This window comes from Bradyrhizobium sp. P5_C11_2 (assembly GCF_054049755.1).
In genome coordinates, this window is record NZ_JBFULT010000216.1 from 1 (window position 1) to 11,501 (window position 11,501).

Sequence of the window (11,501 nt, forward strand, 5' to 3'; positions counted from 1 at the left end):
CCTTCACTCGTCTTGAGCGCGTGCTGGCCGTAAGAACTCGCATCGGCGGGCCGACACGACTCGGCCGATTCTCGCCGATGGATTCAAGCACCTTGTTATCGCTTGCAAGAACAATGGACAGCTCGTTGCTGGATCATCGAGCGCCAAGTTCGGGAGTCTTTTGCAATGAATTCAAATCAAGCCACAGTTTATGTCGTTGATGATGAAATTCAGATACGGAACGCGATCGGAAGCCTTTGCGAGGAGACCGGACATCAGGTGAGGCTGTTTGCCTCGACGGACGAATTCCTCGCCGAGAGTCTGTCTGACGGACCCTCATGCCTCGTGCTCGACGTTCGCTTTCCCGGTACGTCGCCAACCGGGCTCGAGCTTCAGCGCAGGCTCGCCGAATCCGGCGTGCCCATACCGATCGTCTTCATCAGCGGTCATTCGGACGTCCGCGTATCCGTCGAGGCCATGAAGCGCGGCGCGGTCGAGTTTCTGCCAAAGCCCTTCCGCGAACAGGAGATCCTCGATGCGATCCGGCACGGCATCGAGCGCGATCGCCGGCGGATGGAGCGCGAAGACGCGGTGCGCGCGGCGCGCCAGCGCGTCGAAACGCTGACGGCGCGGGAGCGGGAGATCATGCTGCTGATGGCCGAAGGCCTGGTTGCCAAGCAGATCGCAGCGAAGCTCCAGCTCAGCGAAGTGACGGTCAAGGTACATCGCGCCAGGATGATGCGAAAGCTCGAGCTGCGCTCGCCGATCGAAGTGGCGAGATTGATCGACAGCATGGCGCACGAGACGGCGCGGAGCGCTGCGGGACAGTCGCAAGCCTAGTGCGAGCGGCGACTTTTCGCGCAGCGTCTAGTCCGTACCGACTAGCATGAACAGCAGTCTATCGCATGGAGCACGATCGGTTCAGAGTCATCCCACGATGTCGACCTCCTTCAGACCGGCATCCGAAACCAGTCAGACAACTTGGCCAGAAAGGGATACTCCATGCGCAAATTGTTTTTTGCTTCCGTTGCCGTGTTCGCTCTTTCCTCCGCGGCCCAGGCCGCCAACACCTCGACCACGGTGCAGGTCGGCATCGTGAACGCGTCGAGCGTCACGCAGAACGGTCTCACCAATGACAGTTCGTCGACCACGCAAGTCGGCATCCTGAACGGTGCGTCCACCATGCAGGGCACGAGCTCGGCCTCGCTCAACAACGCCAGCTCCGTGAACCAGATCGGCGTGCAGAACTCGGCGGCCACCGGCCAGGTGGCCTTCGGCAACAACAGCAGCGGGATCACCCAGAATTCGTTCGGGCCCCCCGCGCTTCAGAACAACTCGGCTGCCGTCGGTCAGCTCAGTGTTTTCGGCGTCAACACCAGCGGCGTCTCGCAGACGGCGCACTGAACCAGCCCCTGTTTGGCCGGGCGCGTCACAGCGCGGCGCGTCCGGGCCATTCTCGCAAGCACCGCAATCAGGCCGGTGGACCAGGTAAGGGATCCCACGCCGACTTTCGCGGAGGAAATGACATGCGGACCAGATTTCTCGTTGCGACGATCGTCACGCTCAGCGTGCTGACTGCTGTCGATGCCCAGGCCGGCAACTCGGCCAGCGTGCTTCAATTCGGCACGACGAATACCTCCTTCATCTCGCAGAGCGGCGGCACCAACAATAGCGCCACGACGCTGCAGTTCGGCGCGACCAACCAGGCGACGACCTTGCAGATGGGCTCGCTTCTCACCGTCAATACTTCGGTGATCGGGCAGGGCGGCACGACGGCGACCGCGACCAACACGGCGCTGGCCGGCCAGGTCGGCGGCTCCAATTCGAGCCTGATCGGACAGATCGGCGCGAACAACACCGCCGGAGTGGGCCAACTCGGCATCCTGAACGGCTCGACGATTCTCCAGCAGACTCCGTGAGCGCATCTCCAGTGGCGAGGCATGTCATGAAACACCTTCAAGGCGTCGCGTGTGGCGCACTTCTCGCTCTCTGTTGCGCAGGCGCCGGATCGGCCGGTGCGCAGACCGCCGATATCAAGACCATCGTGTCGGTCGGCGGACCGCCCGTCGTGCTCAACCAGAACAGCCAGCTCAACATGGCCGGCGTGTTCATGATCGGCGGCAGCACCAGCGCGACCGTGGTCCAGCACGGCACCAACAACGCCACCGGGATCCTGCAATTCGGCGGAACGAATTCGGCGTCGGTCGGGCAGGCGGGCATGAACAACTTTGCCTTTGTCGGCCAGACCGGCCAATCGGCGACGAGCGTCGTGTCTCAGCTCGGCGCCATGAATACGGGGGCCATCGCGCAATTCGCCGCGATCAACTCGTCGACGGTGACCCAGAACAGTCCGTGAGACGCCTGCGGGCGCGTTGACCTCAAGGTGCGAAGGGGAGCGGCGATGCGACGCGGCAGGCAGGTCTTGAGACAGGTCTTGAGCAAGCTCTTGGCGATGACGGCGGTGCTCGCCGTCATCGGCGCGGCGACGGAGGCATCCGCAGGCTCGGTCCAGCGCGGCGTGACCAACAGGAATGTGAGCATCGAGACGATCGTGGAGTTCGGCAACGACGTCCAGCCGGTCACGATCGAGCAGAACAGCCGCATCAATATCGCACGGGTGATCCAGATCGGGACGGGCACCGTCGACGCGACGATTGTCCAGACCGGGATGCGCAACCAGGTCGATGTGATTCAGGTCGGTAGCACCACCAATGCGCTGATCGGCCAGTCAGGCCTGAGCAATTTCGCCAATATCACCCAGGTCGGCAATTCGACCAATGCGCTCCTGCTTCAGGTCGGTGACATGAACACGGGAGCAATCAGGCAGTTCGGGCGTTTCAACTGGCTGGCCATATTCCAGTTCGGACGATGATCGAGACGAAGAAGAGGTGTGATATGAAGTTCCTCCTGCTCGCATCCGGAATGAGCCTCATGACCGCAATTGCGATGGCGCCGGCCGGAGCCGGCGAGTCCGGCGACGGCCACACCACCGTGGTCCAGGACGAAAACGGGACAGCGGTCATCACGCAAAGCGGCGATCCGGCGCAGGCCGAGGTCCGGATCGACAAGGAGCCGGGCCGCACCACGGTTTATCGCCGCAGCGGCGGCAACACCGCGATCGTGTCGCAGGGCACCGGAAATGCCAAGGACATGCTGGATTGGCTGCGCAAGCAGCAGGGCCACTGACGCGCGACGGCCCATCGTCCGTGCGGATGATGGGCCTTGCCGGACCTCTGGTTCCGCGGGTCGCGCGCCGGAACGAGCCCGAAATGGCCGAGGCGCGCGTTCTGCCGCACCATATTCCCTGTTAATCCCGTGCCTTAACCAACAATTAATTATACGTTTGCGGGCGGGCGATGGCCCGGCCTAGCGTGCAGTGGGGAGCCGCTATCGCCAAGCCAAACGAGTTGGTGCGTATCATGACGTTCAGAACCCATGGGGCGTTGCTCGCCTCGCTCAGCGCAGCAGCGCTGCTCCTTAGCTCCAGCGACAGTTTTGCAAGACCCGGCGGCGCCGCGCCGCATGGCGTGGTGGGCGCAGCCGCGCCTCCGGCCACAGCACGTGCGCCGATCGGGCCGGGCGCCAGGTTCCACCGGCGCAACAATCCCTTGGTCTATTGGCCGGGCGGCGGCGGATTCTTCTACGACGGTGCGAACTACAGCCAGCCCTTCGTCGATGCCGGGCAGCCGGTCTCCAACGACGTGCGCTACACCTACACCTACGACGTTCCCTGGGATTGGGCGCATCGCTTCCCGCCGAACGTGGTGCAGTCCGATCGTCCCTATGTGCCGAGCTGTCCTACGGAGTCCGTGACAGTGCCCGGCCGCGGCGGCGGCGAGCACACCGTCAACATCATGCGCTGCTACTGAGCGGCGCCGCCAGGTCAGAGAATGCCTGCCGCGGCCGCCTTGTCGCGGTCGGACTGCTTCTGCCTGACGGTGGCGAGCTCGCGGCTGCAGGCCGCGAAAGAGGTCGTGTCCGGGCGCAGCCCGAACTGGCCGCAGACGTCGCGGTCCTCCTCGGCGATGATCCGCGCGAGGTTGGCGACGGCCTCTTCCCGCATCATGGGTCCCGAGATGAATATCGCGTGCAGCCCATAAGCTACCACCGCGGCCATCAGCACGGCAGAGGCGATTACGGTGTGCGGCATGTCCGCGTCCGCGGACGGAGGATGGGGGGCTTTGCTGGTTTCAGTCATGGAAATCTCTCTCATTGAAAAGCGAAATATTGCCTGACAATAATCACGACAGCCGAGCCGATGCGGACGCCTCGACGGCGAGGATGCCCGCGCGCATTGCACCCGCAATGGTGCAATCGCAGCCGGGAGCTTAGCACCCCGGCGCGGCCGACTGTGAGAGTCAGGCCACAAAAGCCAAAGTTTCAATTCGCAGTTTTGACCGCGGATCGGCGCAGCCGGTGGCTGCGCGCACAGCGCGGCCGGGGTCGAGCAGCGATCGCGCGGCCAGCTAGCCCAGCTCAAAGCTGGTGACACCGAAGACGCGGTCGATCCGCAGCGGCGGGGTGGGTCCGGTATACATCCGCGCCGTCTCGAACACCGGCTTGAGGCCGAGCGACTGCGCGAGCGCGATCGCCTCGCGATTGACCGCGGGGAGATCGAGGAAGATCTCGCCGCCACCCGCGCTTGCCAGCAAGGCCTGCACGACCGCCTCTGCCGCGGCCCGGTCGTCGGCGACGAGCGGGCCGATCTTGTGGCCTGTCCGGCACGGACGGATCACGCCCCATCCGGCGAGCTTACCGTCGCGCAGCAGCGCGCGGCCGAGATGGCCGGGCGTGTTGATCCAGGCGCGCAGGAAGGCGCTGCGCGGGGCCGGAAAGACGGTCGCGTCGTCTGCTTCGACAAGCGCAAGCGGGATCGTGTCGAGCCCGACGACATCGGCGGGCGGCCTGGCCGGTGCGTCGGCGACACCGCCATAGCGGATATTGGCGTGAGCAAGCCGGAAGCCGGATTTCTTGTAATTGGCCTGCTGGGCCACGACGCCGTCGAGCCCGATCACGCGGGAGCCCGCATGCGCGATCGCCGCGTCCCAGATGCGCAGGCCGTGGCCCGCGCCACGAAAACCGTCGCGCACGATGTAGAAACCGAGGAAGGCGAAGCGGTCATCATAGTTGACGCAGGACACGGTCGCGACCGGCTCGCCGTCGATCTCGCCGACGAAGAAGCCCTGCGCGTCGGGAATCGCAAAGCAGGCCGCATCGGAGAGGCCCGGATTCCAGCCCTCGGCCGCCGCCCAGTCGATGGCGAGGGAGATTTCCTCGGAACGCAGGTTGCGGATCTGCAAATTGCTCATCTTACAAGTCGCTCATGACGGATGCCTTCGACGGTGGACCTGTCGGCAAGTCTGGCTGTAGAAGGCCTCATGATAGGTCGGGCCTGCGGCTCGCCTCAACGGTATCACAGGGGATGATCGGTCATGGCAGCAGAGAAGGTCGCACTCGTCACCGCCGGCGGCAGCGGCATGGGCGCGGGGGCTGCGCGGCGGCTCGCGGCCGACGGTTTTCGGGTCGCGATCCTGTCGTCCTCCRGCAAGGGTGAGGCGCTGGCGGCCGAGCTCGGCGGGATCGGCGTCACCGGCTCGAACAAGTCCAATGACGATCTGAAGCGCCTCGTCGACGGTGCGCTTGCCGCGTGGGGTCGCATCGACGTGCTCGTCAACAGCGCCGGCCACGGGCCGCGCGCGGGGATCACCGAGATCACCGACGAGCAGTGGCACACCGGCCTCGACACCTATCTGCTCAACGTGATCCGCCCGACGCGGCTGGTGACGCCGGTCATGCAGGCGCAGAAGGCCGGCGCCATCATCAACATCTCGACCGCCTGGGCGTTCGAGCCGAGCGCGATGTTTCCGACCTCGGCAGTGTTCCGCGCGGGGCTGGCCGCCTTCACGAAGATCTTCACCGACACCTATGCCGCCGACAACATCCGCATGAACAACGTGCTGCCGGGCTGGATCGACAGCCTGCCGCAGGCGGATGCGCGCCGCGACAGCGTGCCGATGAAGCGCTACGGCAGGGTCGAGGAGATCGCCGCGACGATCTCGTTCCTGGCGTCCGATGGTGCGGCCTACATCACGGGCCAGAACATCCGCGTCGACGGCGGGCTGACGCGTTCGGTCTGAGCGTCTTCGACGAGAGAAGATTCGAAGCTCCATTTCCGCGCGCTTGCCCTGGCGCGACACGGGCGTGCCTTGCGCGCCGCTGCCTGGTGCTGCGGCGTGCGAAATGCGTGGCACTTCGGTCACACACGTCACACTTCGCACGCGGTGGACCTCACACTACGTCACAGTCCCTATGAACTTCGCCGCAGCCCAAGACGGCACGGGGCCGGCAGCCTATCCCCGGTCTGCGCCGGATGCCTTTCGCCCGCGCGCATTCGAAACGCGAGTTTTGTCGCGTGGGGCAAGGAGACTGGAATGAAGACGTTTTTGCTGGCGGTTGCTTCAATCGTGTTGGGCACCGCATCCGTGCAGGCGGCCGACCTCGCCGCGCAGTACACCAAGGCGCCGGTGATGGCGCCGGCCTACAACTGGACCGGCTTCTACGTCGGCGGCAATGTCGGCGGGCAGTGGGGCAGTGCCGATCCGACCACCTCGACCGTGTTTGCTCCGGCCGGCTATTTTGCCGCCAGCAGCGTCCCCGCCATTGGCGCCGTCGGTGCCCAGAGCGTCAACAGCTCCAGCGTGACCGGCGGCTTCACTGCCGGCTACAACTGGCAGGTCAACCACGCCGTGCTCGGCCTCGAAGGCGACATCAACTATTTCGGCTTCAAGGGCAGCGCGAGCGGCTCGGCGCTCTATCCCTGCTGCGCCCCGACCGGCTTTACGGTGTCGTCGCAGGTCTCGGCCGACTGGCTTGCCACTATCCGTGGCCGCGTCGGCTTCCTCGCGGCTCCGACCTGGCTGCTCTACGCCACCGGCGGCGCGGCCATCGCGGAAGTGAAGGGCAATTTCAATTTCACCGACACGTTCGCAGCCGCGACCGAGTCGGGCACGATCCGCGACACGCGCCTCGGCTGGACCGCAGGCGTCGGCGCCGAATATGCCTTCGGCGGCGGCTGGTCGCTCAAGGCCGAATATCTCTATGTCGATCTCGGTCGCGCCAGCGCCACCAGCACGAACCTGGTTAGCGGCGCAACGCAATATCCGGGCAACGTCTACACCCACTCGGTCGACCTCAAGTCGAACATCGTGCGTGTCGGCGTCAACTACAAGTTCGGCGGACCGGTCGTCGCCAGGTACTGAGCTTCATCCCGTTCCGACCTGGCGTGGAAAGCCCCGGCACAGCCGGGGCTTTCTGTTTTGAAATTCAGCCGGCGTGCGAGGACACGAGATGCACCAGCGCGGGCAGGATCTTGTAGCGCGCGATCTCGTGCGGATATTCGCCGCGATTGGCCAACAGCACGATGCCGATCCGATGCGCCGGAACGAGGCCGATATAGCCCGATGCGTTGTTGAGGCCGCCTGGCTTGTCGACAACGGTGAGACCGGGAAGGTGCACGGTCTCCCAGGCCATGCCTTGTCCGAATTTTGCGTCGACGCGGAAGGTTTCGTGCTGCGTCATCCGCAACGCCTCGCGCAAATGCGGGTCGATCGAGCGGCCATCGACGCAGGCCGCCACGAATGTCGCGAGATCGCGCGGGGAAGAAAACATCTGGCCGGTGCCGGGGATATCGAAATAGCTCTGCTGGTTGCCGGGCGGCCCGATCGCCATGCCCTGATCGGAATAGCCGTGCGCGACGCGCTGCGTCCAGGCCTCGTCCATGACGGCGCGGTTGTCCGGCCCACGTTCGGGCACGCAAGTTGCGGTCATGCCGAGCGGCTTGAGGATGCGCTGTTCGAACAGCGTTGCGATCGGGGTGCCGTAACAGCGCTCGAGCACGAGCTGAAGCAGCACGTAGCCGGCATGGCTGTAGATGCGCTGCCGGCCGGGCGCTTCGCCGGCCTGCGGGCTCCATGCGTTGAGCATGTCGACGAGCTGCGCGCGCGTGAAGGAGTCGTTCGGCCAGGGCGGATGATCGGTCGGCAGCAGCAGTCCCGACGTATGCGTGGCGAGCTCACCGACGGTGACGCGGCGGACGTAGTCGCCGTCGAGCTCGGGCATGTATGTCGTCAGAGGATCGTCGAGCCGCAGCTCGCCGCGGAGCGTGCCGAGCGCGACCAGCGTCGCCTCGAACGGTTTTCGCAACGAGGCGAGGTTGAACAGCGTGTCCGGCGTCACCGCGCGCCGGGTCGCGTCGTCGGCAAAGCCGTAGTTGAAGAATTCGACGTGGCGGCCGGCGTAGAGCGCGGCGGCAAGGCCGCCCGGCTGGTCCGGTGCCGCGGTCGGCGCCAGCTCATTGGCGACGATGTCGCGCATCTGCGCGATCATGTCGGAATCCGCAGATGCTCGGCGCGGCCGGGCGAGGGCGATCGCGAGCGGAACGAGCGCGGCTCGGGCGAGAACTCGCCGGGTGAGGTGTGGTGAGATGACAACAGGTGGCACGTGCTCTGACGATTGATGCGATACGCCCCCGTGATTCCTTTAGCGGGGAGGCCCCGGTGTCCCAATTCACGATTGCGCGTTGTGGGTTCCACATCGGCACCCCAGGGAAAATACTTAGCTTATGAGCTAACAATTATTGACGCCGGTTGGTGGCGGGCCTATAGTTAGCTACATGGCTAACCAACTATCCCGGCTCGATCAGATCTTCGCGGCGCTTGCCGACCCGACAAGGCGGGCGATCGTGATGCGGCTATGCGCCGGCGAGGCGTCGGTCGGTGAGCTCGCAAATCCCTTCGACATGGCGCTGCCGAGCTTCATGAAACATATCCACGTGCTGGAGACGAGCGGCCTCGTTCAGTCGGAGAAGTCCGGCCGCGTGCGCACTTGCCGCCTCAGTCCGGAGGCGCTCGTCGGCGCGGAAGACTGGTTCCAGCAGCAGCGCGCGATCTGGGAGGGGCGGCTCGATCGGTTCGAGGCCTACGTGTTGAAGCTCAAGAAGGAGAGGGCGGCAGCTAAGCGGCCGTCCCGAACAACCAAACGGAAAGGTGACGAGTGATGACGAGTTCTGCCAACCCTGCTTTGTCGCAATGGTCGCTCGACCGCGAGATCGTGATGTCGCGCGTGATCGACGCGCCGCGTGATCTGGTGTTCGAGGCGTGGTCCGACCCGAAGCACCTGCCGCAATGGTTCGGGCCGAAGGGCTTCAAGCTCGAGACCTTCGAGATCGACGTGCGCGTCGGCGGCGTCTGGCGCTTCAACATGATCGGCCCCGACGGCACGGTCTATCCGAACCGCATGCGCTTCCGCCGCATCGAGCGGCCTTCACTGATGGAGATGGATCACGGCACCGACCAGGACGAGGATCCCGGCATGTTCCGCTTCACTGTCACCTTCGCCGAGCAAAGCAACGGCAAGACCGTGCTGATGATGCGGCAACTGGCCTCGAGCACCGAGCAGCGCGACGGCATGATCGGGTTCGGCGCCGTCGAATACGGCTACCAGACGCTGGACAAGCTCGCGGCCTATGTGGGCGGGATGAAGGGATGAGGCGAGGGTCGTTCCGGGTCGCCGGGCCGGCGACCCTGGGACGGCCCGCAGGTTCCCGGCCTGTCTTCCGCAATTATGACAGTGCCGTCACGCAAATTTTTGTCGCCGCGGACGACTCGAATGTGACAGTATTGCTACCGTTGGATGTCAATCCAGTTACAACGGAGCAATCGATGAGGCTGATGTTGCAGGCGCGGTCAAATCCCCTCGCGTGGTGGTGGGGGTCCCTGACGCTCGTCAGCAACGTCAACATCCTTGTCTGGTTCATGCTGTACCGGGAGTTCTATCAGCCCGTCACCGGCAGCCTCGGTGCGCCGTCGGGGATGGGCGTGATGCTGCTGCTCTGCGCCGGCTATGTGTTCGGCTGCGCCTTCCGTTCGTTCCTGCCGCGCGCGGATGTGCAGCGGATCTGCCTGTTCGACACCTGGCTCTCCAGCGTGTTCGTCGGCCGCTCCGTCGCGACCGTCGCTGAAGTGTGCTTCGCCGCGCAATGGGCCATCATCCTGCATCAGCTCGGCACCATGGCCGGTGCCGAGACCACGGTGAGCATCGCCCTCGTCATCGTGCCCGTGATCATCATCGCGGAGTGCTTCTCCTGGTACGCGGTGCTGACCACCAACTACCTCTACAACGCGATCGAGAATTCGCTGTGGGCTGTGACCTTCTTCCTGGTCGGGATCGCGCTGTGCCGGCTGATGCCGGAATTCCAGGGCGTGGTGCGCTGGGCGCTGATCGCGGGCATCGTCGGCATCGCCTGCTTCCTCGCTTTCCTCGTCACCGTCGACGTGCCGATGTATCTCAGCCGCTGGCGGGCGGGGCATGAAGAGGGCAACAGGCTGCTCGGCTTCCTCGAAGGGCTCCATGACGTCGCTACGCGCTGGGTGGTGACCCACGACGTCGCGCACTGGAAGGGCGAACTGACCTGGATGTTCCTGTATTTCAGCGCCGCGGTGTGGTCGAGCCTCGCGCTCTGCGCGCTCTACGCGATGGAAGGCTATCTCACGCGCTATCTCGTCTGAGCAGCGCGCTTCAGGCTTCGCCGAGATCCACTTGCGTCAAAATTCCCTGACGCAGCGCCAGCCGGACCAGCTCGATGTCCGAGCCGACGCCGAGCTTGTCCTTGATCAGGGAGTGCAGGTTGGCGACCGTCTTCGGACTGACGTGGAGCGTCTCGGCGATCTCCTCCGTTGTGTTCTCGGCGAGCAGCAGCCGCAGCACCTCGAACTCGCGCGGCGTGAGAACGTCGGCGGCGGAGCTTTCGCCGCTGAGCCGGCTCAGCGCGAGCTCGTGGTCGATGTCGGGGCTGATGGCGATCTTGCCGGCGASCACATCCATCACCGCGCGCACCAGCGTCTCGGGCGGGCTGGTCTTGGTGACGTAGCCCCGCGCGCCGGCGCGGATCGCCTGCAGGGCGAAGCCGGCATTCTCGTGCATGGTGAAAACGAGGATCTTTGCCGCCTTGTCCCATTGCCTGATGCGCCTCACGGCCTCGATGCCGCCGATGCCGGGCATGCTCAGATCCATGATGACGAGGTCGGGCGCCTCGGATTTGAACAGGCGATAGGCCTCCGCGCCGTCGCCGGCTTCAGCGATGACGCGCAGGCCCGGCTGCTTCTGGAGCACGGAGCGATAACCCTCGCGGACGACGGAGTGGTCGTCGACCAGCAGAATCGTCGCACTCATGCCGCGCGCTCCAGCACCTGCTGACCGGCGGCCGGGAGCGGAATGACGACGCGCAGCGCGGAGCCGCCGTTGGGGCCGGCCTCGAAGCTGAGTCGGCCGCGCAGGGCCGCGACGCGCTCGCGCATGCCGAGCAGGCCCATGCCGGATTTCGTGGCTGGATCGTGCGATCGTCCGTCATCGTCGATCGCAAGGGCGATCTCGTCGGTGCGCATCGCCAGCTCCAGGCTCACCTTTGTGGCGCCGGCATGCTTGGCGGCGTTGGTGAGCGCCTCCTGCACGATGCGGTAGAGGCT

General features: G+C 65.1%; 18 protein-coding genes. 13 read left to right on the forward strand and 5 right to left on the reverse strand.

The features are described 5' to 3' along the window. From ACXJL8_RS20455 to ACXJL8_RS20490, 8 genes are all read left to right on the forward strand, one after another. Window positions 1-200 (forward strand): hypothetical protein (locus tag ACXJL8_RS20455; RefSeq protein ID WP_456685474.1); only part of this gene is annotated, 200 nt, incomplete at its 5' end. Then, entirely contained in the window at window positions 166-819 is a 654-nt protein-coding gene (locus ACXJL8_RS20460; RefSeq protein WP_456623107.1) for a response regulator transcription factor, read from the forward strand. The genes ACXJL8_RS20455 and ACXJL8_RS20460, both read left to right, overlap by 35 nt. A gap of 162 nt (window positions 820-981) precedes the next feature. Further along, a complete protein-coding gene (locus ACXJL8_RS20465; RefSeq protein ID WP_456623106.1) occupies window positions 982-1,383 on the forward strand; it encodes a curlin subunit CsgB in 402 nt (133 codons plus the stop codon). A gap of 122 nt (window positions 1,384-1,505) precedes the next feature. Beyond that, complete coding sequence (locus tag ACXJL8_RS20470; RefSeq protein ID WP_456623105.1) at window positions 1,506-1,898, forward strand: curlin; 393 nt, start codon at window positions 1,506-1,508, stop codon at window positions 1,896-1,898. Between the two features lie 26 nt (window positions 1,899-1,924). Next, on the forward strand, window positions 1,925-2,335 hold the full coding sequence (locus ACXJL8_RS20475; protein WP_456623104.1) for a curlin: 411 nt from the start codon (window positions 1,925-1,927) through the stop codon (window positions 2,333-2,335). Between the two features lie 78 nt (window positions 2,336-2,413). After that, window positions 2,414-2,851, forward strand: coding sequence for a curlin (locus ACXJL8_RS20480; protein ID WP_456623103.1), 438 nt, complete (start codon window positions 2,414-2,416; stop codon window positions 2,849-2,851). A gap of 23 nt (window positions 2,852-2,874) precedes the next feature. After that, window positions 2,875-3,165, forward strand: coding sequence for a hypothetical protein (locus tag ACXJL8_RS20485; protein ID WP_456623102.1), 291 nt, complete (start codon window positions 2,875-2,877; stop codon window positions 3,163-3,165). Window positions 3,166-3,398: 233 nt separating this feature from the next. After that, entirely contained in the window at window positions 3,399-3,848 is a 450-nt protein-coding gene (locus ACXJL8_RS20490; RefSeq protein WP_456623101.1) for a hypothetical protein, read from the forward strand. A gap of 14 nt (window positions 3,849-3,862) precedes the next feature. Here the strand turns inward: ACXJL8_RS20490 and ACXJL8_RS20495 are convergent, their stop codons facing one another. Together ACXJL8_RS20495 and ACXJL8_RS20500 are read right to left on the reverse strand one after the other, a co-directional pair. After that, window positions 3,863-4,129, reverse strand: a complete 267-nt coding sequence (locus tag ACXJL8_RS20495; RefSeq protein WP_456623100.1) for a hypothetical protein — start codon at window positions 4,127-4,129, stop codon at window positions 3,863-3,865. Window positions 4,130-4,445: 316 nt separating this feature from the next. Next, entirely contained in the window at window positions 4,446-5,288 is an 843-nt protein-coding gene (locus ACXJL8_RS20500; protein WP_456623099.1) for a GNAT family N-acetyltransferase, read from the reverse strand. 123 nt (window positions 5,289-5,411) lie between these two features. Between ACXJL8_RS20500 and ACXJL8_RS20505 the strand changes: the two genes are divergently transcribed. Together ACXJL8_RS20505 and ACXJL8_RS20510 are read left to right on the forward strand one after the other, a co-directional pair. Next, the gene (locus ACXJL8_RS20505) at window positions 5,412-6,116 is read left to right on the forward strand and encodes an SDR family oxidoreductase (RefSeq protein WP_456685471.1); all 705 of its coding nucleotides are present in this window, start codon (window positions 5,412-5,414) and stop codon (window positions 6,114-6,116) included. A 294-nt stretch (window positions 6,117-6,410) separates the two neighbouring features. Further along, window positions 6,411-7,238, forward strand: a complete 828-nt coding sequence (locus ACXJL8_RS20510) for an outer membrane protein (protein WP_456623097.1) — start codon at window positions 6,411-6,413, stop codon at window positions 7,236-7,238. A gap of 64 nt (window positions 7,239-7,302) precedes the next feature. Here ACXJL8_RS20510 and ACXJL8_RS20515 read toward each other — a convergent pair whose 3' ends face one another. Then, window positions 7,303-8,364 carry a serine hydrolase gene (locus ACXJL8_RS20515; protein ID WP_456623096.1) on the reverse strand — a complete coding sequence of 354 codons (1,062 nt, stop codon included), beginning with the start codon at window positions 8,362-8,364 and terminating at the stop codon, window positions 7,303-7,305. Window positions 8,365-8,650: 286 nt separating this feature from the next. On the opposite strand from ACXJL8_RS20515, the gene ACXJL8_RS20520 reads away from it, so the two are divergent. From ACXJL8_RS20520 to ACXJL8_RS20530, 3 genes are all read left to right on the forward strand, one after another. Beyond that, window positions 8,651-9,034 (forward strand): ArsR/SmtB family transcription factor, encoded by a 384-nt coding sequence (locus ACXJL8_RS20520; RefSeq protein ID WP_456623095.1) that lies wholly within the window; start codon window positions 8,651-8,653, stop codon window positions 9,032-9,034. After that, entirely contained in the window at window positions 9,034-9,525 is a 492-nt protein-coding gene (locus tag ACXJL8_RS20525; RefSeq protein ID WP_456623094.1) for an SRPBCC family protein, read from the forward strand. Before ACXJL8_RS20520 ends, ACXJL8_RS20525 begins: the two co-directional genes overlap by 1 nt. Window positions 9,526-9,698: 173 nt before the next feature. Beyond that, complete coding sequence (locus tag ACXJL8_RS20530; protein ID WP_456623093.1) at window positions 9,699-10,544, forward strand: hypothetical protein; 846 nt, start codon at window positions 9,699-9,701, stop codon at window positions 10,542-10,544. Between the two features lie 10 nt (window positions 10,545-10,554). On the opposite strand, the gene ACXJL8_RS20535 is transcribed toward ACXJL8_RS20530, so the two are convergent. Beyond that, complete coding sequence (locus ACXJL8_RS20535) at window positions 10,555-11,208, reverse strand: response regulator (RefSeq protein ID WP_456685472.1); 654 nt, start codon at window positions 11,206-11,208, stop codon at window positions 10,555-10,557. After that, window positions 11,205-11,501: ATP-binding protein (locus ACXJL8_RS20540; protein ID WP_456685473.1), on the reverse strand; the 297-nt coding region annotated here is incomplete at its 5' end. The genes ACXJL8_RS20540 and ACXJL8_RS20535, both read right to left, overlap by 4 nt.